We start from the raw sequence: 25,713 nt of genomic DNA on the forward strand, positions 1-25,713 counted from the left end.
ACACTGGACCTGATTCGCGCTCGGTACGTGCATATGGTGTCCCCCCGCGGCCCATGGTGCGCCTCTTCGCGCCGTCGCGAAACCCCCTTCTCGAACTTTGTCCCGCCGCCCACCGGTCTGGAGCCCGGCTGCCGAGCGGCGTACCGTCGTCCTGACGAGGAGGTCGCCATGATCCGCACACCCCAGATCCGCCCGTTCCTATGGTTCGACGGCAGCGCGCGAGAGGCCATGCAGTACTACTGCGAGGTGTTTCCCGACAGCCGGATCGACCGCATCGACGAGTACCCCGCCGCTGAGCTGGACGAGCACTTCGAGGGCATGTCGGGCAAGATCATCAACGGCGAGTTCACGCTGGCGGGCCAGCCATTCGGCTGCCTCGACGGCGGGCCGTACTTCACCTTCAACGAGTCGATCTCGTTTGTGGTGGCCTGCGCGGATCAGGCGGAGATCGACTACTACTGGGAGCGCCTGTCGGCCGTTCCCGAGTCGGAGCAGTGCGGTTGGTGCAAGGACCGCTTCGGCGTCAGCTGGCAGATCGTGCCCGCGCACATGGAGCGGCTGATGAAGACGCCCGCGCAGGTGCAGGCGATGATGAAGCAGAAGAAGATCGTGATCGCGGAGCTCGAAGCCCTGGCCTGATCCGGGCGATCGACCTGCGGGTGGTCAGCGGCGGGGCGGTCAGCCCTGTTCGCGGCCCTGCGACACCCAGGCGAGATCGAACGAGCGCTCGCCCTGCACGCGCGCCGCGAGGGCGTCGAGGCGGGTGACATGCTCGTCGCTCAGCTCGATGTCGGCCGCCGCGAGGTTCTCGTCCACACGGTCGGGGAAGCGCGTGCCCGGGATCGGCACCACCGGGATGCCGAGCGTCCTGCCCTTCTCGTACAGCCAGGCGAGCGCGAGCTGGGCGGCGGTGATCTGCGCCTCGGCCGCGATGGCGAGCACCTCGTCGAGCACGGGCTGGTTGGCCGCGAGCTTGTCCGGCGCGAAGCGCGGGAACTTCGGGCGTCCATCGGCCTCGGTGATGGTCGCCGGGTCGTAGGCCCCGGTGAGCCACTGCCGGCTGAGCGGCGAGTACGGCACGAAGCCGATCCCCAGATCCTTCACCGCCGGCAGCACGTGCGCCTCGACATCGCGGCTGACGATGCTCCACTCGGTCTGCACGGCGGCAATGGGATGCACGGCGTGCGCTCGCCGGATCTCGGCGCCCGTCGCCTCCGACAGACCGATGTGCAGGATCTTGCCCTCCTGCACGAGCTCGGCCAGCGCCCCCACGGTCTCCTCGATCGGCACGTTCGGGTCGACGCGGTGCTGGTAGTAGAGGTCGAGGTGGTCGGTGCCGAGGCGGGTGAGGCTGAGCTCGATCTGCTCGCGCAGGTAGGCGCGATCGCCGCGCACCGTCCTCTTGCCGATGCCCCCGCCGGGCACGATGCCGAACTTCGACGCGAGCTGCACCTCTTCGCGACGGGTCGAGATGAGCTTCGAGATGATGGTCTCGCTGCGGCCGAGGCCGTAGAGGTTCGCGGTGTCGACGAAGGTTACGCCGCTGTCGACCGCGTGGGTCAGCGTGCGCAGCGCGTCCTCGTCGGTGACGGGGCCGTAGACGTCGCTGAGCGACATGGCACCGTAGCCCTGCCGACTGACGCGCAGCCCGTCGCCCAGTTCGATGAGGCCGGTTGTGGTGCGGGTCTCGGTCACCCGAGCCACCCTAGATCCGGTGGGCGAGCATCCGGGTCGTGTGTGTCATCCGATGACGCCCGGTGTCAGCCGGCGACGCTCATCCAGCGGGTGCCGCGCACGCGCAGCCCGAGACCGAGCATCCGCGCCGCCATGTAGATGAGGAAGAACGCGATGGTCAGCCACGACAGACCGGCGGATCCCTCGGGGCGCGCCGTGGAGATGATCCACAGCGCGGGCAGGAAAGGCACGAGGTTGAGCACGCCGACAACGGCGAGGTAGCGGCCGTCGCCGGCGCCCATGAGCACGCCGTCGAGCACGTAGACGACCCCCGCCAGGGGCTGGGCGATCGCCATGAGGAGCAGAGGCAGGGCGATGAGCGCCGCAAGCTGCGGATCGCCCGTGAAGGCCAGGCCGATCACGCCGCTCAGCGCGCCGATCACCACGCCGATCGCCAGCCCGAACCACCCGCCCCAGGCGATCGTGCGGCGCAGCACGTGGCGCACCGCGTCGGGGTCGCCCGCGCCGAGATGCTTGCCGATCAGCGCCTGAGCCGCGATCGCGAGGGCGTCGAGCGCGAACGCGGCCGTGGTGGCGATCGTGAACACCACCTGCCAGCCGGCGAGCTCGTCGGTGCCGAGCGCGGTGGCCGCGCCCACCGTGAGCAGCAGGGCGACGCGCAGGCTGACGGTGCGCAGGAACAGCCAGCCTCCGGCTCGGGCGGATCCGCGGATCCCGTCGCGGTGCGGCCGGAGAGACGCGTGATGACGACGCGCGAGGCGGTGCACGATCAGCGCATAGGCGACGACCATGCCCCACTGCGCGACCACGGTGCCGATCGCCGACCCGGCGATCCCCCAGCCGAAGCCGTAGATGAAGAGGAGGTTGAGCGCGGCGTTCGCCACGAAGCCGACGCCGGCGATCCACAGCGGCAGCACCGTGTTCTGCAGGCCGCGCAGCAGGCCCGTCGCCGCCATCACGATGAGCATCGCGGGAAGGCCCCACATCGAGATGCCGAGGTACACCTCCGCCTGCTCGGCGACCGCGCCGGCGGGCCCGAACGCCGCCACGAGCAGCGGGGTGGCCAGCGCGCCCGCGGTGGCCAGCACCGCGCCGAGGCCGAGAGCGAGCCACATGCCGTCGATGCCCACCGACACCGCGCCGCGCTCGTCGCCCGCACCGAACCGGCGCGCGACCCCCGGCGTGGTGGCGTAGGCCAGGAACACCATCAGCCCGGCGATCGTGTTGAGCACGGCGCTCGCGATGCCGAGACCCGCGAGCGGCTCGACCCCCAGGTGCCCGACCATCGCGGCATCCGCCATCAGGAACAGCGGCTCGACCACCAGCGCGCCCAGCGCCGGCACCGCCAGTCGCAGGATCTCGCGATTCAGGTGAGCGGTGCGGGTCACCTCTCGAGGCTAGTCCGGGGCTCCGACACGGGCGGCGTGGGTGGGGGTGGGTGGCGCGTGGGGTGGGTGGCGCGTGGGGTGGGTGGCGCGTGGGGCGGTGGCGCGTGGGGCGGTGGCACACGCTGCGCTCCGACAACACATGCTTCTCGCGACGGGCCATCATTCGGCATGTGTTCTCGCGAGTGCGATGTGCTCTCGCACCCGGTAACGCGGACGCACCCCCACATGCCCCGCTCCGGTGACACATGGTGCTCTTCGGAGCCCATCGGGTGTTCCGTGAGAACACATGCAACGCGCGAGGGCACATCGTTCGAGACGTGTTGTCGCGCGCGTGATGTGCTCTCGCGCGCCGGGGCGCATCCGGCGCTCTGGGTGCACATCCTGCGGCCGGGACACATGCTTCTCGTCGGGGCCCATCGGGTGGTCTGTGAGAACACATGCAACTCGCGAGGGCACACCGTTCAGGATGTGGCCTCGCGAGCGTGATGTGCTCGCGCGGCCAGCCGGGCCCGGCCCGGGGCGTCCTCGTGGATCGCTACGGTCGGATGCCGAACTGCTCGAGGCGCGCGCGCAGAGTCTCCGGGGTCTTGATGTGGGCGTCCATCCATCGCACGAACGGTGCGCCAGAGTGTCCGCGGATCCAGTCGCCGCGCTCCTTCTCATCCAGCAGCGCCTCGTGAGACGTGCGTCCGTCGAGGAATGCCGGATCGGTGTACTTGACCGCTCCGTCGAACTCGCCGAGGTTGCCGTCGAACCCCAGGTCGACGAACCACCTCTGCCCGTCGGGTCCGGTGAACGGCACCTGCAGCTCGAACGATCGGAAGCCGATGACACGCAGCAACCAGCGGCTGGCGCTTTCCCCGGGCGATCCTGACCGCTCGTCCGCGAAGGCGATCACAACGCGCGCCTTCCGCACCCCTCGACCACCGGAGGCACGGGCGAGGCGCTCTGCGACGAGCCCCCGCAACTCCTCTGCGCCCCCGCGTCGAGTGCGCTCGGCCGCACCCAGCGCAGCGTCGGCGAGCGCGACTCCCGCTTCGAAGGGCAGCTTGCGGATCATGTCGGACACCGTGCGCGACAGTGAACTGACGCGGATTCCGTCGATGACGACGATGTCCGATTCTGGCAGGAGGGTCCGATGGCGAAGGACGTTTCTCGTGGACGAGGCGGCGCGGCCGGTGCACACCGTGTGCAGTCGCTCCTCCTTCACTCGGAACAGCGGCAGCGCGTGGTGGGATGCGGCCGTCTCGAACGCGAACACCGTCGACGGCGACATCGCCGCGTAGGCGCGCGACCGCGCCCGCTGTCTGCCTTCGACGAACTGCGCGTCCCATTCGGCGGACGCCGCGAAGTGCCCTCGCCGCACGCGAACCAGCCGCCGGGCGCCGATCTCCCTGCGCACGGCGTCGGGTGAGCTTCCCCGTAGCTCGAGCTCGCGGAGCGTCAGAAGGCGCACGTCTCGATCGCTCGCTCGGATGTCCCGCGTCTGTCCCATGAAGGGAAGTGTGGCGATCCGCACGTTGTCTGCCCCTCCGATCCGGCAATCGGGGACGGATCTGCATCACGCACCACCCTGTGAGCGACTCTCCCGGAGCCGCTCGCACGCGGGCCGCGACCAGCTCCCGATCCCGGCGCCCCCTCAGAACCGCGGGGGCACATGATCCGCGTGGAGGGACATCCTGTGGGGTGTGGCGTCGCGCGCAGGAGGTGTCGCCGGCGCCGCCACCGGGGCGCGGCGTTGCTACCCGGGGCAGGTTCTTCGGGCCGGGGCGCATGCGGATGGGCGGGGGCACATGTTCCGCGTGGAGGGACATCCTGCGGGGTGTGCTGTCCCGGGCGGGATGTGTCGTCGGCCCCCGCCCGCGGCGCTCCCGGCACCGGCTCAGCGGAGGAGGAGCGGGAGGGACGGATCCGCGTGGTCGATGAGGATGCTGGCGCGCGTGCGCGGATCCTGCTCCTCCAGGTAGATGTCGCACGCGGCGAGATAGCGCGCGTCGTAGAGCTCGCGCGAGGCGTCGGCGTCGGCGCCGCGGGCGACGTCGCGCTGCACACCCCGCTCGAGCGCGTGCTCGCGCGGCGCGTCGAGATAGATGACCTCGTCCCAGTGGTCGCGCAGCTCGTCGCGCTGGATGAAGGTGGCGTCGAAGACGAGGATCGCGTCGTCGGCCGCGTCCGCGAAGCGCGGGGCCACGCGGTCGGTCTCGAGGTCGTGCAGGTGCTCGGCATAGCGTCGTGTGCCGTCCGGGCCGAGCGGCTCGAGGGTGAGCAAGCGCAGGGAATCGAGCGCGTAGGCGTCCTCGTAGTAGCCGCGCGCCGAATCGCGGCCCTGGCGGTAGCGCACCGCGCGCTCGTTGTGGAAGCCGTCGGAGTCGAGGCGGATGACCGGGCGCGGCCCCTCCGCGAGCAGGGCGGCGAGCTCGTCGCCGAACGTCGTCTTGCCGGATCCGCAGACGCCGTCGATGCCGATGCGCAGCGGATGTCCCGGATCCTGCGCTCGGAGGCGGGCGGCCACGGCGTCGAGCAGTTCACGTCGCTGGAGGGTCATCGCGCCACCCTACGGGGCGTTCGCCCGAGGCGCACGGGCAGTTCTGCCGCGATGTCGGCGCCCGAGCCTAGGGTGGGATCCATGACTGACGCACGTGCGCGATCCGGTATCGCGATCGAGGAACTGAGCGACACGATCCGTCCGCAGGACGACCTCTTCCGTCACGTGAACGGATCCTGGATCGATCGCACCGAGATCCCCGGAGACAAGGCCCGCTGGGGCTCGTTCCACCTGCTGGCCGAGCAGGCCGAGAAGCACGTGCACGAGATCATCGAGGATTCGCAGCAGGCCGAGGCGGGCACCGACGCCCGCAAGGTCGGCGACGTCTACGCATCGTTTATGGACGAGGAGCGCATCGCCGAGCTCGGCGCGGCGCCGCTGGCCGAGCCGCTCGCGGCCGCCGACGCGGTGGTCGACATCGCGTCCTTCCTCAGTACGGTCGGCGCACTCGACCGTCAGGGGGTCTCGAACGTCATCGGCGTGTTCGTCGAGCCCGATCCGGGCGACCCCACCCGCTACGTGCCGTTCCTCGTGCAGGCCGGCCTGTCGCTGCCCGACGAGAGCTACTACCGTCTCGACAACTTCGAGGGCACACGGGCGAAGTTCCGCGAGCACGTCGAGAAGATGCTCTCGCTCGCGGGCATCGCGGATGCCGCGGCTCAGGCCGACCGGATCGTCGCGCTCGAGACCGAGATCGCCTCGCACCACTGGGACAACGTCCGCAGCCGCGATGCCGTCGCCACCTACAACCTCAAGACGTGGAACGAGATCGAGCAGCTCACCGGGCTCGACCTCACGCCGTGGCTGGAGGGCACGGCGCCGGGCAACCCGCAGGCGTTCGCCGAGGTCGTGGCCTATCAGCCGTCGTTCCTCGAGGGCCTCGGCACGCTGCTCACCGACGAGCGCATCGACGACTGGAAGGCGTGGCTGCGCTTCAAGATCGTGCGCGCGGCGGCCCCGTACCTCACCGACGAGTTCGTGAACGAGAACTTCGCGTTCAACGGCACCGAGCTCACGGGCGTGCCCGAGATCCGCGAGCGCTGGAAGCGCGGCGTCTCGCTCACCGAGGGCGCGCTGGGCGAGGCCGTCGGCAAGGTCTACGTCGAGCGCCACTTCCCGCCGGCCGCCAAGGCCGCCATGGACGAGCTCGTCGCCAACCTCATCGAGGCCTACCGCCAGAGCATCACGCAGCTCGAGTGGATGGGCGCCGAGACCCGCGAACGCGCGCTGAAGAAGCTCGACTCCTTCGTGCCGAAGATCGGCTACCCGGCGAAGTGGAAGGACTACTCGGCGCTCGAGATCGATCCGGCCGACCTGCTCGGCAACGTGCGCCGCGCAAGCGCCTTTGAGCACGACCGTCAGATCGGCAAGGTGGGCAAGCCCATCGACCGCGACGAGTGGTTCATGACCCCGCAGACGGTCAACGCGTACTACAACCCGCTGATGAACGAGATCGTGTTCCCCGCGGCGATCCTGCAGTACCCGTTCTTCGACGCCGACCGCGACGACGCCGCGAACTACGGCGGGATCGGCGCCGTGATCGGTCACGAGATCGGCCACGGCTTCGACGACCAGGGCTCGCGCTACGACGACAAGGGCGCGCTCAACGACTGGTGGACCGAAGACGACCGCGCCGCCTTCGAGCAGCGCACCAAGGCGCTGATCGCGCAGTACGACGCGCTCACCCCCGTCGGGCTCGACGAGTCGCACAAGGTCAACGGCGCCCTCACCATCGGCGAGAACATCGGCGACCTGGGCGGTCTCGGCATCGCGATCAAGGCCTACGAGCTGTCGCTCGGCGGCGCGGATGCCCCGGTCATCGACGACTTCACCGGCATCCAGCGCGTGTTCCTGTCGTGGGCGCAGGCATGGCAGCAGAAGGGCCGCGAGGCCGAGACCATCCGCCTCCTCACGATCGACCCGCACTCGCCCAACGAGTTCCGCTGCAACCAGATCGTGCGCAACATCGACGCGTTCTACGACGCGTTCGGCGTCACCGAGGCGGACGCCCTCTGGCTGCCGCAGGAGGAGCGCGTCACCATCTGGTGAGGCTCATCGCGCGGTGAGACGCCCCGGACCTCTGACGGAGGTTCGGGGCGTTTCCACTCCTCGCTGGCGCTCGTCGGTCAACGAGCAGCCGGGCTGGCGGGATCGGCGCGGGTCAACGAGCGGGCAGGCGGGGCGCAGGCGGGGCGGGCGCGGGGGCGCGCGTCGGTCAACGACCGCGGGGCGCGCGGGCGGGGGAAGCGCGGGGAGCGCGGGCCGGGATCGGCGCGGGTCAGGCCGCGAGCAGGCGCCGGATCCCGCGCACCGATACGGCACGGAAGCCGGCGTCGCGGAGGTGCGCCAGGATCTCGCCCTCCCGACGCGCGAGCAAGAAGCCGCGCCGGATGAGGAACGGCACGGGCTTGCGCTTCTCGCGCACGTCACGCACGAACCGCAGCACGGCGGTCAGCAGGCGCGGTCGCCTGACGCACACGGCGTCTTCGAGGATCCCGGCCGTGCGCGCGGCCTCGGCCACTTCCGCCACGAACACGCCCTCCGCGACGAAGCGCGTCGCCCCGCGCAGCTCGAGCATGCGCGTTCCGTCGGGTCCGTTCGCCGAGATCGAGTAGTTCGGCACCTCGGTGCGGCCCGTGCGCGCCAGCTGCTCGAGCGCGGCGCACGCCTGGTCGAGGTGCCACGAGCCGGGGTGATCCCAGTCGACCTCGCCGTGCGGCAGGCGGGGGAGCGCCGGATCATCGCCCGAGCGGTAGAAGTCGTCGAGCCGCAGCAGCGGCAGCCCGGAGTGCTCCGCCAGCCGCGACTTCCCGGATCCGCTCGCCCCTCCGATGAGGATCACGCGGGCGAGGGGCGCGGGTTCGTGCGGCATCCCTCGATTCTGCCGTGGTCATCCTGCGTTCTCGCCGTTGACTAGTCCTGCGCGGCCTTACTGGTCCAGGCGGGACCAGTAGTCCCGCGAAGGACTAGTCAACGCCGCACGCCGGGCCGCGGAAGCGCTTCGCCTCCGATCGCACTACGGTGGTGCACCGTGAGCAACGACGCCCAGACCATCCGGCTCGACCGACCCGCCGAGCACTTCCAGGAGACCCTGCTGCTGGGCAACGGATCCCTCGGGGCCGCCCTGCACGGACGACCCGGAGTCGATTGGGTCGACCTCAACCTCGACACCCTGTGGTCGGGCGGCCCGCGCGGCCCGCGCGCGCCGAAGGCGCGGCCGATCGCCGAGCTGCGCGCCGCGATCGCCGCGGGCGACCACGCCGCGGCCGACCGTCTCGCGCGCGAGCTGCAGGAGGAGGAGTGGACCCAGTCGTACCAGCCCCTCGGCCGCCTGGCGTTCCGCTGGGGCGCCGACGACGACGCGCTCGCACACCGCGCGCTCGACCTGTCGCGTGCCCGCGTCGAGACCCGCGCGAGCGATGGATCCGGCTTCGACGCGTTCGTCTCGCATCCGGATCGGGTGCTCGTCATCGAGATGGACCACCGCCCCGAGGCGCCCGCGTTCACCTCCCCGCACCCGGCGACCGTGGAGGTGTCGACCGACGGCGAGACGCGGTGGCTCGTCGCCACCGGCCGCGTGCCCGCCTTCGTGGCGCCCGAGTACGTGGGCGACCATCCGGATCCGGTCGTGTACGCCGACGACGCCCCCGACGCCGACGGCACGGTCGCTGCGGGCATGGGCTTCGCGCTCGTCGCGGTGGTCGAGCCGACCGACCGCGGCTCGCGGCTGATCGCCGCCGCCGTCGACGGCTTCCGCGGCTGGGATCAGCGTCCCAGCGCCGAGCTGACGCACCTCGCCGACCGCGCCCGCACGATCGTCGAGGCCGCACGCGTGCAGTCCGGCCTCGCGGCCCGCCACGAGGCCGATCACCGCGCACTGTTCGACCGCGTGCGCCTGCATCTGCCGCAGGGCGAGGACGCGCAGCGCTACTTCGACTTCGGCCGCTACCTGCTGATCGCCTCGTCGCGGCCGGGCACGCAGGCCGCGAACCTGCAGGGCATCTGGAACGACGAGGTGCGCCCCGGCTGGTCGTCGAACTACACCACGAACATCAACGCGACCATGAACTACTGGGGCGCGGAGGTGGCCGCCCTCAGCGAGCTGCACGACCCGCTCTTCGCGCTCGTCCACGACCTCGTCGAGGCCGGACGCACCACCGCGCGCGACCTGTACGGCGCCGGCGGCGCGGTGACGCATCACAACACCGATCTGTGGCGTTTCACCGACGTCGTCAACGGCGATCCGCAGTGGAGCACCTGGTCGAGCGGCCTCACGTGGCTCGCCGCACACCTCGACCTGCGCCTCGACACCGCGCCCGACGACGGCTTCGCCCGCGAGGTCGCGCTGCCGATCTCGCGGGAGGTCGCCGCCTTCGCCCTGGATCAGCTGCACAACGGCCGCATCTCCCCGTCGTCCTCGCCGGAGCACCGCTTCCACGCCCCGACCGAACAGGATCCGGACGCCACGGGTGCCGTCACCGACGGATCCACCCTCGACCAGGAGCTCGCGTACGAGGCGCTGGCGCGGCTGATCCGGCTCTCGGATCAGCTCGATGCGCACGATGAGGTCACGGCGCGCTCCCGCGCGGAGATCGGCCGGATCCGTCTGCCGCACGTCACCGACGACGGCCTGCTCGCCGAGTGGGCACGCGACCTGACCGGCACCGAGCCCGGTCACCGGCACCTCTCCCACCTGTATGGCGTGTTCCCGGGGGCGCGCATCACCGAGACGCGCGCACCGCGGGAGTATGCCGCGGCACGGGCGGCGCTGCGCTCGCGGCTCGAGAACGGCAGCGGCTACACGGGCTGGAGCCAGGCGTGGGTGCTGTGCCTGGCCGCCCGGTTCCGCGACGCCGCGCTCGCGGCGGAGGCACTCGACAAGCTCGTGCACTCGCTGAGCTCCGTTTCGCTGCTCGACCTGCACCCGGCCGGATGGCGGCCCAGCGGGTCGCTCTTCCAGATCGACGGCAACCTCGGCGCGGTCGCCGGCGTGGCCGAGCTGCTCGTGCAGAGCCACGACGACGCCATCGCCCTGCTCCCGGCGCTGCCCGGGACATGGACGGAGGGCGAGGTCGCGGGTCTCCGCGCGCGCGGGGGGCACGTCGTCGACGTCGCGTGGTCGGATGGCCGTCTCGGCTGGGCGCAGCTGCGCTCGCCCGCGGGTGCGCGGGTGGTGCTCGAGGTCGACGCCGCGACGCCGGTGACGGTGTGGGACCCCGAGGGGGGAGAAATGCCCACCACCTCGGTTGCGGCGGCGATCGAGGGACGGCTGCGGATCGCGTGGGCTGCGCCCGCCGGAGGGGTCTCTCGCATCACCGCGATGTGAGTCGCACGCGAAATAACGGATTCGTCTCGCGCTCGGGCGCGTGTTGACGAATCATCCGATCTTCGCTTACATTCGTCGAAGCGGTTCGACGCTTCGACGGGCTACCCGGTCCCGACAGCGACGCAACCGGTCAGTCACGAGGGAGTGAGATGATCCGGCATTCCGATGCCCGCGGGGCACACGGTCACACGAAGGCGGCTGTCGCGTGACGAATCAGGCGGTTCTCCAGGCCGTCTCCGTGTCGGAGGCCGCCCCCGAGCAGACGCACCAGCCGAAGCAGCGCCAGCGCCGCGCGCAGGGCCGCCGCCCCGGCCGCAAGTCGTTCGGACTCTTCCTCTGCATCGCGCCGTTTATGGTGCTGATCTTCCTGTTCTCGTACTTCCCGCTATACGGCTGGATCTACGCGCTCTACGACTACAAGCCGGCGCTGGGCCTCGCGGGCTCGGAGTTCGTGGGCCTGCAGTGGTTCCAGCTCATGGTCAACTCGCCGACGCAGGTCGCCGTGCTCGGCCAGGTGCTGACCAACACCCTGGCGATGAGCTTCCTCGGCATCGCGACGTCGATCCTCCCCGTCGCCTTCGCGATCTTCCTCAACGAGATCAAGACGCCCTGGTTCCGCAGCACCGTGCAGACGCTCACGACGATGCCCAACTTCATCTCGTGGGTGCTCGTCTACATGATCGCCTTCTCGCTCTTCTCGAGCACGGGGCTCGTGAACGACGTGCTCATCGACTCCGGGCTCATCACCGCGCCGATGAAGATGCTCGACTCCGGCGGCGAGCAGGTCTGGATCACCATGACCCTCTGGAGCCTGTGGAAGGGCCTCGGATGGGGCGCCATCATCTACCTCGCCGCGATCGCCGGCATCGATCCGTCGCTGTACGAATCGGCCAAGCTCGACGGCGCCAACCGCTTCCAGACCATGTGGCACATCACCGTGCCGCAGCTCATGCCGACCTACATCGTGCTGCTGATGCTCTCGATCGCGAACCTGCTCAACAACGGCATGGAGCAGTACTACGTGTTCCAGAACGCCTTCAACAAGGAGCACATCGAGGTGCTCGACCTGTACGTCTACAACATCGGCCTCACCGGCAACAGCCTGTCGATGGCGACCGCGGTCGGCATGCTCAAGAGCCTGATCTCCGTGATCCTGCTGTTCACCGTCAACCTGATCGCCAAGCGCACGCGCGGCGCCTCGATCATCTGAGGGCCGGATCATGACCGTCACCGAGACCCGCACGCTCGTCTCCCCGAAGGCGCCGCAGCGCCCGCGCCGCGAGAAGCAGAGCGCCGCCGACTGGGCGTTCCACATCTTCAACTGGACCGTCTTCGCCGTGCTCGCGCTGCTGTGCGCGTACCCCTTCTATTACCTGATCATCAACTCGGTCAGCGCGAACGACGTCTCCGCCCTCGGCGACGTGCGCCTGTTCCCCGTGGGCTTCCACCTCGAGAACTACAGCGAGGTGTTCCAGCTCAAGGGCCTCACGAACGCCACGCTCGTGACGATCGCCCGCACCGTGCTCGGCACCGCCGGCACCGTGCTCGCATCCGCGTTCCTGGGCTTTATGTTCACCCAGGAGCGGATGTGGGGGCGCTCCTTCTGGTACCGCGCGACGGTCGTCACGATGTACTTCAGCGCGGGCCTCATCCCGGTGTTCATCATCATGAAGGCGCTGGGTCTGACCAACAACTTCTGGGTCTACGTGCTGCCGTTCATCGTGCAGCCGTTCAACATCATCCTGGTCAAGACGTACGTCGAGTCGATGCCGCGCTCGCTGCAGGAGGCCGCCGAGATGGACGGCGCGAACATCCTGCAGATCTTCTTCCGCGTGTACCTCGCGAACATGACGCCGATCCTCGCGACCATCGCCATCTTCTCGGCCGTGGCGCAGTGGAACATGTTCCAGGACACCCTGATCTACATCACGGATCAGAGCCTGTACACGCTGCAGTACCAGCTGTACATGTTCATCAATCAAGCGTCATCCCTGGCGCAAGCCGCGCAGAACGCCGGCGGCAATCTCGGCCAGATCGCGGCCGAGGCGACCAAACAGACGGCGACATCCATCCGGATGACGATCTCGGTCATCGTCGTGCTGCCGATCATCTTCATCTACCCGCTGTTCCAGCGGTTCTTCGTCAAGGGCATCATGCTCGGCGCCGTCAAGGGCTGAGCCGTCCCGGATCCCGCAGTCCCCCCACACCCGAAAGGCAAGAACGCAGCAATGAAGCTCACAAGACTGGCCGCCGGAGCCCTGGTCGGCTCCCTGGCCGCGATGTCCCTCGCGGGATGCTCGCTGATCACCGGCGATGCCAAGCCCGAAGGCTCCGGCGAGAGCGCCGACGCCAAGCCCTTCCCGAAGGAGTGGGAGGAGCCGATCACCATCGACGTCTTCGACGGCCTCGCGAACTACATGGGCATCCAGTCCGGATGGTTCGGCAAGATCGTCAAGGACAAGTTCAACATGGAGCTGAACATCATCGCTCCGAACGTCGCCGGAGGCGGTGACACCCTCTACAACACGCGCGTCGCCGCGGGTGAGCTGGGTGACCTCATCATCACCGACAAGGGCGAGAAGCTCGACGAGCTGATCGAGGGCGGTCTCGTGCAGGACGCCTCGAAGTACTACCCGGTCATGGAGTCGGCCTCCGAGTTCGACGCGGCGGTCGAGAAGCTCAACGAGGGCAAGGACGGCGTCTACGCCTTCCCGACTTCGGTCTCGGGCATCAAGCCGACCGAGCCGTCCGAGGGCCTCGAGCCCACCTTCGGCCCCTATGTGCGGTGGGACTACTACGCCGAGCTCGGCTACCCCGAGGTCGGCACGCTCGAAGACCTCCTGCCGATCCTGAAGCAGATGCAGGACGCCCACCCCACGGGCGACAACGGCCAGCCCGCCTACGCCCTGTCTCTGTTCAAGGACTGGGACGGCAACTTCATGAACAACGCGAAGCAGCCGGCGACCTACTACGGCTACGACGAGATGGGCTTTGTGCTCGCGCAGGCCGACGGATCCGACTTCCAGAGCATCCTCGACGACGACTCGGCCTACGTGCGCTCGCTGCGGTTCTTCCAGCAGGCCAGCGAGATGGGCCTCGTCGACCCCGAGTCGACCACACAGAACTACGACACCATGTTCACCAAGTACCAGAACGGCCAGGTGCTCTACTCGTTCTGGCCGTGGCTGGGTGCCGCTGCGTACAACACCCCGGAGCACGTCGCCGAGGGCAAGGGCTTCGGCATGGTCAACATGAAGGACCAGAAGATCTTCTCGTACGGCGCCGAGGTCTACGGCGGCAAGCAGATCCTCGCCATCGGCTCTAAGGCCGAAGACCCGGAGCGCGTCGCCGCGTTCATCGACTGGCTGTACTCGCCCGAGGGCGCCTACGCGAACGGCGCCCAGACGGGTGCGTCGGCCGGCCCCGAGGGCCTCAACTGGGAGATCAACGCCGACGGCGAGCCCGAGCTGACCGAGTTCGGCTACGAGGCGCTGCTGTCGGGCGAGAACGAGGTTCCGGCCGAGTGGGGCGGCGGCACCTACCGCGACGGCGTCTCGGCGCTGAACGTCCCTGTCGTGCTGCCCGCCGACATCGACCCCAACACGGGCTTCCCGTACAACTACACCTTCTGGCCGTCGTTCCAGGAGTCGCAGCAGACCGCCTTCTCGAAGGACTGGTCGGAGCACATGGGCGGCGCGACCTCGACCATGGACTTCCTCAAGAAAAACAACCAGATCACCGTGGGCGCCGGTGGTGGCTACACCTCGCCGCCCGACTCCTCGGAGATCGAGACGCTGCGCAACCAGGTCAAGGCGAAGATCGTCGAGTTCTCGTGGAAGATGTCCTTCGCCAAGGACGAGGCCGAGTTCGACAAGCTGCTGAAGCAGCTGCAGGACACCGCCGCGGGCCTCGGCTACGACAAGGTCTACGAGTTCGACCTCGGCAAGGCCAAGGATCAGGACGAGGCCCGCAAGGCGGTCGCAAAGGAGTTCGGCTGATCCTCCCAGCCGCTCTTCGTTGAGTGCAGGCGGGGTCGGGGCGCAAGCCCCGGCCCCGCCTTTCGCGTGCCCCCCGCCGTTCGTCGAGCGAGCGCCAAGCCCTGCGGGGGGGGGGGGGGGGGGGGGGGGGCCGGGGGGGGGGGGGGGGGGGGGGGCGGGGGGGGGGGCCCCCCCCCCCCGCGCGCGCCCCCCCCCGCCCCCCCCCCCCCCGCCCCCCCCCCCCCCCCCCGGGGGGCCCCCCCCCCCCCGCCCGTAGACTCGATCCCATGCGTATCGCTGTCGTGGCCCTTGGAAAGATCGGCCTTCCCCTCGCCGTCCAGTTCGCCTCTTCCGGTCACGATGTGATCGGTGTCGACGTCAATCAGAAGGCGGTCGACACGATCAACGCCGGCATCGAGCCGTTCCCGGGTGAGGCGCACCTGCAGGAGAAGCTGGCGGAGCTGATCCCGGCGGGCAAGCTGAAGGCCACCACCGACTATGCCGAGGCGATCCCCGGTGCCGATGCGGTGGTGCTGGTGGCCCCGGTGTTCGTGAACGACGAGACCTGGGAGCCGGACTTCCGGTACATGGACGCCGCGACGAAGTCGCTGGCGGCGAACCTGACCCCGGGCACGCTGGTGTCGTACGAGACGACGCTGCCGGTGGGGACGACCCGTACGCGGTGGAAGCCGATGCTGGAGGAGGGGTCGGGCCTTGTCGAGGGCGTCGACTTCCACGTCGTGTACTCGCCTGAGCGGGTGCTGACGGGTCGGGTGTTCGAGGATCTGCGCAAGTACCCCAAGCTGATCGGCGGTCTGTCGGAGGAGGGCAACCGTCGTGCGCGAGAGTTCTACGAGGCGGTGCTGCAGTTCGATGAGCGCACCGACCTGCCCCGCGCGAACGGCGTGTGGGATCTGGGGTCGACGGAGGCGTCGGAGATGGCCAAGCTCGCCGAGACCACGTACCGCGATGTGAACATCGGCCTGGCGAACCAGTTCGGTCTGTTCGCCGCTTCGCACGGCATCGATGTGTACAAGGTCATCGAGGCGTGCAACTCGCAGCCCTACAGTCACATCCACCGTCCCGGCATCGCCGTCGGCGGTCACTGCATCCCCGTCTATCCGCGCCTGTACCTGTCGACCGACCCGGATGCCGACATCGTGCGGGTGGCGCGTCAGCTGAACGCCTCCATGCCGGAGCGTCTGGTGGCCCAGGCCGAGGGCATCCTGGGCGACCTGACCGGCCAGAAGGCCGTCGTGCTGGGCGCTGCGTACCGCGGCGGCGTGAAGGAGACCGCCTTCAGCGGCGTGTTCCCCACCGTCGACGCCCTCAAGGCCCGCGGCGCCGAGGTGCACGTGCACGACACCATCTACTCCGATGAGGAGCTGCGCGGTCTCGGGTTCGAGCCGTACACGCTGGGTGAGCCGGTGGATGTGGCGATCGTGCAGACCGACCACGCCGACTACAAGACCATCACCGCCGCGGACCTGCCGGGCATCAAGCTGCTCGTCGACGGCCGCAACGCCACCGACGCGGCCGTGTGGGCCGGCACGCCCCGCATCGTCGTCGGCACCGCCTCCTGACCGGAACGGCATGAGGAAGGGCCCCGAGCAGAAGCTCGGGGCCCTTCTTCATGCGCACGGTGCGAGGACTGTATCGAAGCGCGGACATCTGCACCGACGGCGGGGATGCGCTTTCGGGTGCCGTGGGCTGGGAGCGGGGGTTTACACACCAATCACATCTGTCACACTGGTGACATGCGTCTTTCCCCCCTCGGACGCCGCTCTTCGCGCGGCCTTCTGGTTGCCGTGGCATCGGTCGCGCTCCTGACCGGCCTGCTGCCGGCCCCCGCACTTGCCGCCGCGACCGAGCCGACGCCGGCGCCGACCGCGACGACAGACGCCGTTCCGACCCCGTCCGCGGAGCCGACGACCGGTCCGGCGTCGCCGGCGCCCGCGTCGCCGGCGCCCGAGAAGCCGGCCCCCGAAGCGGAGGTTCCCCAGCCGCAGCCCACCGCCGCGAGCACGGACGCCCCGCTCCCGGTCGCCAAGGTGCCGATGCAGCGCGACGGTCACGAGGCGGGAGAGCACACCCTCGCCGAGAAGGACCGCGCGGGCGACGAGACGCTCGACCTGGCCGACCCGGGCAACACCCCCGTCCCCGCCGGCGGTGCATCGGGATCCACTGACGGCGCCTCCGGGGCTCGCCTTTCACTCGTGCGCCCCGAGGCCTCCATCGTCCAGGCCGCCCCTGTCGTCGGCTTCTCGGCTGGCGACATCGTGAGCGATCACGTGTTCACCAACAAGGCATCGATGAGCGAAGCGGCGATCCGCTCCTTCATCGACGGCAAGGTCGCGAAGTGCCAAGCGGGCTACACCTGCCTCGAGATGTACCGCCAGAACACGCCCACGCGCGCTGCCGACGCCTACTGCAGCCAGTACACGGGTGGCACGAACGAGGATGCGGCCCGCATCATCTACAAGGTCGCGCAGGCCTGCAACACCAACCCGCAGGTGCTGCTCGTGATGCTCCAGAAGGAGCAGGGGCTGGTCACGCACGTGTGGCCCAGCGACTTCCGCTTCACCATCGCGATGGGCATGGGCTGTCCCGACACCGCCGCGTGCGACAAGCTCTACTACGGCTTCTTCAACCAGGTCTACGGCGCCGCGCGTCAGATGAAGATCTACGGCAAGAGCTCGTACTTCACCTGGTACGCGCCCGGCGGCACCCGCTCGATCGGCTACCACCCGAACGCCTCGTGCGGGTCGTCCGGTGTGTACGTCAAGAACACCGCCACGGCGGGCCTGTACTACTACACGCCCTACCAGCCGAACGCCGCGGCACTGGCCGCGGGATTCGGCACCGGCGACAAGTGCTCGTCGTACGGCAATCGCAACTTCTACAACTACTTCTCGACCTGGTTCGGGTCGACCCACCAGTTCTCGACGGGCCGGATCTACGGCGCCGACCGCTACGCGACCTCTGTGCAGGTGAGCAGGCAGTATGCGGCCGGACCCTCTGTCGCCTACATCGCCAGCGGCAGCGACTACGCAGATGCGCTGAGCGCGGCTCCGGCAGCGGCGAAGCTGGGCGGACCGCTGCTCCTGACCCAGCCGACACAGCTGCCGAAGGTGGTCAGCGACGAGCTCCTCCGGTTGAAGCCCAAGGCGATCGTGGTGGTGGGCGGCACCGGAGCGGTGTCCGCGTCGGTCTACAGCGCGCTCGCGAAGATCCAGCCGAACATCCGCCGAGACGCCGGATCGGATCGCTACGCGACTTCGCGGGTGGTCAATCAGAAGGCGTTCCCGGGCGGATCGTCGATCGCCTATGTGGCGACCGGCACCGACTTCCCCGACGCGCTCAGCGCCTCGGCCGTGGCCGGCTCGGTGGGGGCGCCGGTGATTCTCGTGAACGGGAAGCAGACCACCGTGGACGCCGCCACGGTCAGCCTCGTCTCCTCCCTGAAGGTGCGCCAGGTGCGCATCGCCGGAGGCACGGCGTCGGTCTCCTCCGGGATCCAGACGCAGATCGCGAAGCAGGCGACCGTCACGCGTCTCGCCGGGGCGGACCGCTACGAGACCTCTGCGGCCATCAACGGGGCGGCGTACTCGACGGCGCCGTGGGTGTTCTTCGCCACGGGAGCCGATTTCGCCGACGCACTGTCGGGGGCGGCGCTGGCCGGCAAGCTCAAGCGGCCCCTCCTCGTGGTGCGCTCGAACTGCATCGCGTCGAAGGCGTCCGATCAGCTCGCACGCTGGGGCTCCTCCCTGCAGACCCTCATCGGCGGGCCGACCCTGCTCGGCACCGGTGTGATCAACCACACCGTCTGCCGCTGACCGCCGGGGTGCGGGTCAGCGACCCATGCCCGTGTAGTTCCAGCCGGCCGCGCGCCACGCGACGGGATCGAGCACGTTCCGGCCATCGAGGATGACGGGGCGTGCCACCCGCGCGGCTGTCTCGACGGGGTCCAGCTCACGGTAGGCGTTCCATTCCGTGACCAGCACAACCACCTCGGCGCCCTCGAGCGCGTCCTCCGCGGACGTGGCGTACGCGAGCTGAGGATGCAGCAGCCTGGAGTTGGGGATCGCCTCGGGGTCGTGGGAGACCACCACCGCGCCGAGCCCGTGCAGGCGCACGGCGATGTCGAGTGCCGGGGAGTCGCGCACATCGTCGCTGTACGGCTTGAAGGCGAGGCCCAGCACGGCGACGCGGCGGCCGTGCGGCCGCCCGCCGAGTGAATCGACGACCAGGTCGACCATCCGCTGGCGTCGACGCAGGTTGATCTCATCGACCTGCTTGAGGAAGGCGACGGATTCGCCTCGTCCGAGCTCCTCCGCGCGCGCTGCGAACGCCCGGATGTCCTTCGGAAGGCACCCGCCGCCGAAGCCCACACCGGCGTTGAGGAACCGGCGCCCGATGCGGGAATCGTGACCGAGGGCGTCGGCGAGCTGGGTGACGTCGGCCCCGACGACCTCCGCGATCTCGGCCATCGCATTGATGAAGCTGATCTTGGTCGCGAGGAAGGAGTTCGCCGCCACCTTGACGAGCTCGGCCGTGGCGTAATCGGTCGCGATGCGCGGGGTGCGCGCGGCGATCGCCGAGGCGTAGACCTCATCGAGGATCGCCGCGTCCTGCTCGCGCGACGCGTCCGCGACCCCGTAGACGAGGCGATCCGGTTCGATCGTGTCCTTCACTGCGTATCCCTCGCGAAGGAACTCGGGGTTCCACGCGAGACGGCCGCCGGCCCGTGCAATGGGCTCGGCCAGGCGCGCGGCGGTGCCGACGGGCACCGTCGACTTGCCGACCACGAGCGCGCCGGGCTTCAGGTGGGGCAGGAGGTCGGCGACGGCCTGGTCGACGTAGGTCAGGTCGGCGCCCGCGCCATCCCGACGCTGGGGCGTGCCGACGCCGATGAAATGCACGTCGGCGTCCGCCGCCTCCGCCGGATCGGTCGAGAAGCGCAGCCGGCCCGTCGCCAGGCTCGCCGTCAGGATCTCCGGCAGGCCCGGCTCGAAGAACGGCGTGCGGCCTGCCGACAGCATGGCGATCTTGTCGGCCACCGGGTCGATGCCCACGACGTCGTGGCCCAGCGAGGCCATCGCGGCCGCATGCACCGCTCCGAGGTAACCGCAGCCGAAGACGCTGAGCTTCACGTGCGCATCGTGACAAGCCCGTGTGAACCGAGGGCAACGGGGAGGTGTCCGAGGAGGGGGCGGGGGCCGCGGATAGGATCGAGGCATGGATCTACTTGTCGTCGGCTCGGGTTTCTTCGGCCTCACCATCGCCGAGCGGGCCGCGAACGCGGGTCGCAAGGTCACTGTCATCGACCGCCGTCATCACATCGGCGGCAACGCGTACAGCGAGAACGAGGCCGAGACCGGCATCGAGGTGCATCGCTACGGGGCGCACCTGTTCCACACCTCGAACGCCACGGTGTGGGAGTACGTCAACCGCTTCACCACGTTCACGAACTACGTGCACCGCGTGTACTCCACCCACAACGACCAGGTGTTCGCGCTGCCGGTCAACCTGCACACGATCAACCAGTTCTTCGGCAAGGCGCTGACCCCGGATGCCGCGCGTGCGCTCATCAAGGAGCAGGCGGGGGAGTACGACGTCGCCACGGCCCGGAACTTCGTCGAGAAGGGCGTCGCCCTCGTGGGTCGCCCGCTGTTCGATGCGTTCTTCGCGCACTACACCGCGAAGCAGTGGCAGACCGAGCCGGAGAAGCTCTCGGCCGACATCATCAGCCGTCTGCCCGTGCGCTACAACTACGACAACCGCTACTTCAACGACACGTGGGAGGGGCTGCCGACCGACGGCTACACCGCCTGGATCGAGCGGATGGCGGATCATCCCAACATCGATGTCCAGCTGAACGTCGACTTCTTCGACGAGTCGCAGCCGCTGAACAAGAAGGCGCTCGTCGGTCAGGTTCCGATCGTCTACACGGGGCCCGTCGACCGCTACTTCGACTACGCCGAGGGCGAGCTGTCGTGGCGCACGCTGGACTTCGAGGAGGAGGTGCTCGAGGTCGGAGACTTCCAGGGCACCTCGGTGATGAACTACCCGGATGCCGACGTGCCGTACACGCGCATCCACGAGTTCAAGCACTTCCACCCCGAGCGCAAGGACACGTACCCGACCGACAAGACGGTCATCATGCGCGAGTACTCGCGATTCGCCACGCGCGACGACGAGCCGTACTACCCGGTCAACTCGACGGACGACCGCTCCGGACTGCTCGCGTACCGCGAGCTGCAGAAGGGCGAGAAGGACGTGCACTTCGGCGGACGCCTCGGCACCTACCAGTACCTCGACATGCACATGGCGATCGGATCCGCTCTGTCGATGTGGCGTAACGAGCTCGGCGGGGAGTGACGCTCCGCTGACACGCGGACGGCCCGGCACACTGTGCCGGGCCTTCCGCGTGTCAGGAGGCGTCAGACGCGCATACGCGCGACCGCTTCCTTGCTGTCGCCGTCGAACGCCACCTTGCCGCCCTGGAGCAGGATGCCGCGTTCGCAGAGCCCCGAGACCATGTCGAGGTCGTGGCTGACGACGACGAGGGTCTTTCCCGCCTTGTGCAGCTCGCGGATCCGGGCGAGGCACTTGGCCTGGAACGGCTCATCGCCGACCGAGAGGATCTCGTCGATCAGCAGGATGTCCACCTCGGTGTGGATCGCCACCGAGAACGCGAGGCGCAGGAACATGCCCGACGAGTAGTGCTTGACCTCGGTGTCGATGAACTGCTCGATCTCGCTGAACGCGACGATCTCGTCGAAACGCGCCTCGGTCTCCTTGCGGCTCATGCCGAGGATCGCGGCGTTCAGAAAGATGTTCTCGCGGCCCGACAGATCCGGATGGAAACCGGCGCCCACTTCGATGAGGCCGGCGATGCGGCCGCGCGTGAGCACCTTTCCCGAATCGGGACGCAGCACGCCCGAGATCATCTTCAGGGTCGTCGACTTTCCCGAGCCGTTGAAACCGAGCAGCGCGACGGCCTCCCCGGGGTTCACCGTGAACGAGATCCCGTCCAGCGCGTGGAAGTCGGTGGTCAGCGGCTTGCGGCGCACGGCTGCGACGACGGTCTCCTTGATGGAGTGCGTGTGCCGCAGCTTGAAGTCCTTGTGGAGGTCGCGTACGACGATGCTCGCGGTGGCGTATGCGGGGTCAGAGGTCTTGTGCAAAACGACCCTCCAGTCGACGGAAGACGAACTGCCCGAGCACAAGCGCCACGATCGCGATGCCCAGGGCGATGAGCGAGTACATCCACAGGTGGGGCAGGGCCTCCGCGCCAGGGGCGTCGAGGGGATGCCAGATGCCGTAGTGGAACAGCTCGACGGCGGTGGTCAGCGGGTTCGCACAGTAGAGCGCGAAGAGCCAGTCCGGAACCGACTGCGCGACCATCTGCCACTGGTACATGACCGGCGAGGCCCAGACCGCGAACATCACGATGATCTCGACGAAGCTCTGGGCGTCGCGGAAGGAGACGTTCACGGCGCTGAACAGCAGCCCGAGCCCCGTCGCCAGCGTCGCGATGATGATCACGCCCAGCACGATCCCGCCGATCTGCATGGCCGTCGGATCCCAGCCGAAGAACAGCGAGATGACGACGACCACGATGATCTGCGGCACCGAGTTGACGGCCGCGACGAGCATGGTCGAGACCGGGAACACCTCTCGCGGCAGGAAGATCTTCTTGATCAGCGGGGTGTTGTCCACGAGCGATCGGGTGGCATTCGAGAAGGCTTCGTTGAAGAACGTCACGATCGTGATGCCCGACAGCAGATAGATCGGGAAGTACTCGACCCGGTCGTTCATGCCGAGGAAGACGCCGATGGCGAAGAAGAACACCGCGAACTGCACAAGCGGCTTCGCGTAGGACCAGGCCCATCCGAGCACCGAGCCGCGGTAGCGGATCTGCACCTCCTTGCGCACGATCAGCGACAGCAGGTGGCGGCGGCGGAAGACGTCCACCAGACCGGCGCTTCTTCCGGGTTCGACGAGCGGCGTGAGCTCGGACGACACGCGTGACATTGCCCTCCTCGGGGGCTGATTCGGGTGACCCCCGACGGGGCTGATCCATCTTAGGCGCAACCCTCCCCGGGGAAGCCTGCAAGGACGCGCTGGTAGGCTCGCCGGGTTCCGCGACCATTCGACGACCGCCGACGAGAGGCCCGACAAGTGACGACAGGATCCGTGCTCGGACAGCCTGCCCTTTTCCGTCTCACCGACGAGGAAGAGCTGCCGACGGATCTGAGTGTCCGCGAGTCGCGCCTCCTCGTCGGAGCGCTGAACTTCCATGCGCTGATGGCCCCGTCCCGCGAGCTCACCGTGCACGCGTACAGCGGCGACTGGTCGTCGCTGCCGCGCACGACCGATGACTCGACCTTCACCGGCGAGTCGACGGCCTACCACTCCCGCGCGTACTCGTTCCGCATGGCGAGCACGGTCGAGCCCGAGCAGCGCGCGCCGATCGAGGCCGAGGCCGCATCCCTCGCCCTGGCCGCGCGTGACACCCGGCACCTCCACGTCTCACGCGACACGGTGCTCGCCTACGACCCGCCGCGCGAGCTCGACGGCAGCGCACTGCGGCGAGCGGCCCGTGCCGTGCGCGCGCGCACGCCGCTCCTCTACGACGAGCTGCGCGACCTCGAGCTGCTGCGGCACCGCCGCCCGCTGCACTCGCCCGTGCGGCGTCACCGCTACGAGCGCGAGTTTCAGCCCGGCGGCGAATACGAGCATTCCCGGATCGTGCCGGCCGGTGCGGTCCAGGACGGCGCGCCCCGTGCCGTCCTCTTCGGCCTGCACTGGTTCGAGCTCGGAGGGGCCGAGCGCTGGGCGTTCGAGTCGGTCCGCATCGCGCGTGATGCGGGCTTCCTCCCGATCGTGCTGACCAACCGCGATTCGCATCAGCCGTGGATCGACCGTCCCGAGCTGGACGGCGCGCTGCTGATCCCGTTCTCGGAGGAGTCGGGTCTGGCGTCCGAGTCGCAGACTCCTGGCGTCGAGGAGCTCCTGCGTGCGCTCTTCCGTCTCTACGACATCCGCGGGGTCATGGTGCACCACAACCAGTGGCTGTACGACCGTCTGGGATGGATCGCCCGCTCGCGCCCCGGCATTCCGATCGTGGACTCCACGCACATCGTCGAGTACCGCGGCGGCGGGTACCCCGTCACCAGCGCGATCCAGGCCGAGGCCATCACCATCCATCACGTGATCTCCCCGACCCTGGCGCGCTGGATGACGCAGGTGCAGGGCATCGAGGCGGACAAGGTCGTGATGGCACCGCTCGGCGGCCTCACGGTCGACGTCAAGGAGGCGGAGTTCCGCGTCCGGGCCGACGGCGAGCGATTCACCGTCGCCTTCGTCGGGCGCATGGCGCGGCAGAAGGCCCCCGAGGTGTTCATCGCGATGGCCCAGAGGCTGCGCCGCGAAGGGCACGACCTGCGCCTGATCATGCACGGCGATGGCGAGATGGCCTCCTGGGTCGATGAGCTCATCGAGCGTGCCGGCCTCGTGGTGGAGCGCCGCCATTCCTCGGTCCCTGTCTCGCAGACCCTCGACGAGTCGCATCTGCTGGTGGTGCCCTCCCACAACGAGGGCCTCACGCTGACGACGCTGGAGGCGATCGCCCACGGTGTGCCGGTCGTGTCGACCGACGTCGGCGGCCAGTCCGACATCATCCCGCGCCGCGCTCTTTCGTCGCGTTACGCGCACCGGGCCGCGGCCCAGCTGGCGCGGGCGGTGGCGAGCGCGATCGACGAGGACGCACGCAGGCAGCTCTGGCGCGAGGAGCGCAAGGCGGAGAAGCGCCTGCTGAAGATGGAGTCCGCGAGCACGTGGTTCGAGAAGGAGGTCCGATCGTGGTGACGGTCGCAGCAGTCGTGGTGACGTTCAATCGTCTGGAGAAGCTCAAGACGGTGATCGCCTCGATCGAGGCGCAGACGCACCCGGTCGAGAAGCTCCTGATCATCGACAACGCATCGACGGACGGCACGGGCGAATACCTGGCCGGTCTCTCCTCCAGCGCGCCCGTCGAGGTCGTGTCGATGGAGAAGAACTCGGGAGGAGCCGGCGGCTTCGCGGAGGGCATGATCCGCGGCTACGCCTCGGGCGCCGATCACGTCTGGATCATGGACGACGACTGCTATCCGCAGCCGGAGGCGCTGGCGAACCTCGTGCGCGGCTTCGACGAGGCCGTCGCAGAACTCGGCGGTGAGGTGCCGTTCGCCTGCTCGGTGGTCGAGTTCACCGACGGCAGCATCTGCGAGATGAACAACCCGGTGCCCACCTGGGATTGGGGACGTCTGCTGGTCAAGGGGCAGCGCAACGTGATGGTCACGGCCTGCTCCTTCGTGTCCGTCCTGATCCCGCGCTGGGCGATCGCCAAGCACGGCGTGCCGTATCGCGACTACTTCATCTGGTTCGATGACCGCGAGTACACGCTGCGCCTGACGAGGGCGTGCCCCGGCGTCCAGGTGCTGGACTCCACGGTCATCCACGACATGGGTGACAACCGCGGCGTGAACTTCGCGATGGTCGATGCCAAGAGCCTCTGGAAGTTCTCGTACGGTGTCCGCAACGAGGCGTCGTACCAGCTGCACCACCGCGGGCCGCTGTACTTCCTCGAGTTCGGAGCGCGTCTGTTCGTGAGCCTGCACCGGGGACGCGTGCCGCTGAAGCTGCGCGCCGCCCTGCTGCGCAAGTGGATCGAGGGCATCGGCTTCAACCCGAAGGTGGAGTACCCGGGCGACGCCCGTCGGTGACGGGCCATCC

General features: G+C 69.0%; 19 protein-coding genes. 11 read left to right on the top strand and 8 right to left on the bottom strand.

All coding sequences use genetic code 11. The features are described 5' to 3' along the window. The first annotated feature begins 168 nt into the window (after positions 1-168). Entirely contained in the window at positions 169-639 is a 471-nt protein-coding gene (locus J5V96_RS00655) for a VOC family protein (RefSeq protein WP_236014349.1), read from the top strand. Between the two features lie 39 nt (positions 640-678). Here J5V96_RS00655 and J5V96_RS00660 read toward each other — a convergent pair whose 3' ends face one another. The 4 genes from J5V96_RS00660 to J5V96_RS00675 all read right to left on the bottom strand — a co-directional run bounded on the left by J5V96_RS00660 (position 679) and on the right by J5V96_RS00675 (position 5,628). Beyond that, complete coding sequence (locus J5V96_RS00660) at positions 679-1,695, bottom strand: aldo/keto reductase (RefSeq protein WP_307793071.1); 1,017 nt, start codon at positions 1,693-1,695, stop codon at positions 679-681. A 65-nt stretch (positions 1,696-1,760) separates the two neighbouring features. Then, the gene (locus J5V96_RS00665; RefSeq protein ID WP_208499397.1) at positions 1,761-3,083 is read right to left on the bottom strand and encodes an MATE family efflux transporter; all 1,323 of its coding nucleotides are present in this window, start codon (positions 3,081-3,083) and stop codon (positions 1,761-1,763) included. Positions 3,084-3,618: 535 nt separating this feature from the next. Then, positions 3,619-4,578, bottom strand: coding sequence for a hypothetical protein (locus tag J5V96_RS00670; RefSeq protein ID WP_208499399.1), 960 nt, complete (start codon positions 4,576-4,578; stop codon positions 3,619-3,621). A gap of 387 nt (positions 4,579-4,965) precedes the next feature. Then, positions 4,966-5,628: a nucleoside/nucleotide kinase family protein gene (locus J5V96_RS00675; protein WP_208499402.1), complete on the bottom strand. Its 663-nt coding sequence runs from the start codon at positions 5,626-5,628 to the stop codon at positions 4,966-4,968. Between the two features lie 81 nt (positions 5,629-5,709). Here J5V96_RS00675 and J5V96_RS00680 point away from each other — a divergent pair, with 81 nt between their 5' ends. Beyond that, positions 5,710-7,677 carry a M13 family metallopeptidase gene (locus tag J5V96_RS00680; RefSeq protein ID WP_208499404.1) on the top strand — a complete coding sequence of 656 codons (1,968 nt, stop codon included), beginning with the start codon at positions 5,710-5,712 and terminating at the stop codon, positions 7,675-7,677. A 229-nt stretch (positions 7,678-7,906) separates the two neighbouring features. Here the strand turns inward: J5V96_RS00680 and J5V96_RS00685 are convergent, their stop codons facing one another. Beyond that, entirely contained in the window at positions 7,907-8,500 is a 594-nt protein-coding gene (locus J5V96_RS00685) for a uridine kinase (RefSeq protein WP_208499406.1), read from the bottom strand. A gap of 159 nt (positions 8,501-8,659) precedes the next feature. Between J5V96_RS00685 and J5V96_RS00690 the strand changes: the two genes are divergently transcribed. The 6 genes from J5V96_RS00690 to J5V96_RS00715 all read left to right on the top strand — a co-directional run bounded on the left by J5V96_RS00690 (position 8,660) and on the right by J5V96_RS00715 (position 18,767). Next, positions 8,660-10,954, top strand: a complete 2,295-nt coding sequence (locus J5V96_RS00690; protein ID WP_208499409.1) for a glycosyl hydrolase family 95 catalytic domain-containing protein — start codon at positions 8,660-8,662, stop codon at positions 10,952-10,954. Between the two features lie 205 nt (positions 10,955-11,159). Beyond that, entirely contained in the window at positions 11,160-12,164 is a 1,005-nt protein-coding gene (locus J5V96_RS00695; protein ID WP_307793072.1) for an ABC transporter permease, read from the top strand. 10 nt (positions 12,165-12,174) lie between these two features. Then, on the top strand, positions 12,175-13,131 hold the full coding sequence (locus J5V96_RS00700) for a carbohydrate ABC transporter permease (RefSeq protein ID WP_208499411.1): 957 nt from the start codon (positions 12,175-12,177) through the stop codon (positions 13,129-13,131). A gap of 51 nt (positions 13,132-13,182) precedes the next feature. Then, positions 13,183-14,952, top strand: coding sequence for a type 2 periplasmic-binding domain-containing protein (locus J5V96_RS00705; protein WP_208499413.1), 1,770 nt, complete (start codon positions 13,183-13,185; stop codon positions 14,950-14,952). Positions 14,953-15,218: 266 nt separating this feature from the next. Continuing rightward, positions 15,219-16,514, top strand: a complete 1,296-nt coding sequence (locus J5V96_RS00710) for a nucleotide sugar dehydrogenase (protein WP_208499416.1) — start codon at positions 15,219-15,221, stop codon at positions 16,512-16,514. A 174-nt stretch (positions 16,515-16,688) separates the two neighbouring features. Further along, complete coding sequence (locus tag J5V96_RS00715; protein ID WP_208499418.1) at positions 16,689-18,767, top strand: cell wall-binding repeat-containing protein; 2,079 nt, start codon at positions 16,689-16,691, stop codon at positions 18,765-18,767. 15 nt (positions 18,768-18,782) lie between these two features. Here J5V96_RS00715 and J5V96_RS00720 read toward each other — a convergent pair whose 3' ends face one another. Next, positions 18,783-20,084 (bottom strand): UDP-glucose dehydrogenase family protein, encoded by a 1,302-nt coding sequence (locus J5V96_RS00720; protein WP_208499420.1) that lies wholly within the window; start codon positions 20,082-20,084, stop codon positions 18,783-18,785. A gap of 85 nt (positions 20,085-20,169) precedes the next feature. On the opposite strand from J5V96_RS00720, the gene glf reads away from it, so the two are divergent. Further along, positions 20,170-21,312, top strand: a complete 1,143-nt coding sequence (glf, locus tag J5V96_RS00725) for a UDP-galactopyranose mutase (protein ID WP_208499422.1) — start codon at positions 20,170-20,172, stop codon at positions 21,310-21,312. Positions 21,313-21,374: 62 nt separating this feature from the next. Here glf and J5V96_RS00730 read toward each other — a convergent pair whose 3' ends face one another. Next, complete coding sequence (locus J5V96_RS00730) at positions 21,375-22,121, bottom strand: ABC transporter ATP-binding protein (protein ID WP_208499424.1); 747 nt, start codon at positions 22,119-22,121, stop codon at positions 21,375-21,377. Next, entirely contained in the window at positions 22,105-22,971 is an 867-nt protein-coding gene (locus J5V96_RS00735; protein WP_208499426.1) for an ABC transporter permease, read from the bottom strand. The genes J5V96_RS00730 and J5V96_RS00735 overlap by 17 nt, the downstream gene beginning before the upstream one ends. 147 nt (positions 22,972-23,118) lie before the next feature. On the opposite strand from J5V96_RS00735, the gene J5V96_RS17325 reads away from it, so the two are divergent. Beyond that, positions 23,119-24,807, top strand: a complete 1,689-nt coding sequence (locus J5V96_RS17325; RefSeq protein ID WP_208499428.1) for a glycosyltransferase — start codon at positions 23,119-23,121, stop codon at positions 24,805-24,807. After that, complete coding sequence (locus J5V96_RS00745; RefSeq protein ID WP_307793073.1) at positions 24,804-25,703, top strand: glycosyltransferase family 2 protein; 900 nt, start codon at positions 24,804-24,806, stop codon at positions 25,701-25,703. Before J5V96_RS17325 ends, J5V96_RS00745 begins: the two co-directional genes overlap by 4 nt. Positions 25,704-25,713: the final 10 nt, after the last annotated feature.

It is taken from the genome of Microbacterium stercoris (genome assembly GCF_017592545.1).
Taxonomy (GTDB): domain Bacteria; phylum Actinomycetota; class Actinomycetes; order Actinomycetales; family Microbacteriaceae; genus Microbacterium; species Microbacterium stercoris.

What these genes read in the sequence shown, in the direction of transcription:
- J5V96_RS00655 (WP_236014349.1), top strand. Translation starts at nt 169, where the DNA reads ATGATCCGCACACCCCAGATCCGCCCGTTCCTATGGTTCGACGGCAGC.
- J5V96_RS00670 (WP_208499399.1), bottom strand. Translation starts at nt 4,578, where the DNA reads ATGGGACAGACGCGGGACATCCGAGCGAGCGATCGAGACGTGCGCCTT.
- J5V96_RS00675 (WP_208499402.1), bottom strand. Translation starts at nt 5,628, where the DNA reads ATGACCCTCCAGCGACGTGAACTGCTCGACGCCGTGGCCGCCCGCCTC.
- J5V96_RS00680 (WP_208499404.1), top strand. Translation starts at nt 5,710, where the DNA reads ATGACTGACGCACGTGCGCGATCCGGTATCGCGATCGAGGAACTGAGC.
- J5V96_RS00685 (WP_208499406.1), bottom strand. Translation starts at nt 8,500, where the DNA reads ATGCCGCACGAACCCGCGCCCCTCGCCCGCGTGATCCTCATCGGAGGG.
- J5V96_RS00700 (WP_208499411.1), top strand. Translation starts at nt 12,175, where the DNA reads ATGACCGTCACCGAGACCCGCACGCTCGTCTCCCCGAAGGCGCCGCAG.
- J5V96_RS00705 (WP_208499413.1), top strand. Translation starts at nt 13,183, where the DNA reads ATGAAGCTCACAAGACTGGCCGCCGGAGCCCTGGTCGGCTCCCTGGCC.
- J5V96_RS00710 (WP_208499416.1), top strand. Translation starts at nt 15,219, where the DNA reads ATGCGTATCGCTGTCGTGGCCCTTGGAAAGATCGGCCTTCCCCTCGCC.
- J5V96_RS00715 (WP_208499418.1), top strand. Translation starts at nt 16,689, where the DNA reads ATGCGTCTTTCCCCCCTCGGACGCCGCTCTTCGCGCGGCCTTCTGGTT.
- glf (WP_208499422.1), top strand. Translation starts at nt 20,170, where the DNA reads ATGGATCTACTTGTCGTCGGCTCGGGTTTCTTCGGCCTCACCATCGCC.
- J5V96_RS00735 (WP_208499426.1), bottom strand. Translation starts at nt 22,971, where the DNA reads ATGTCACGCGTGTCGTCCGAGCTCACGCCGCTCGTCGAACCCGGAAGA.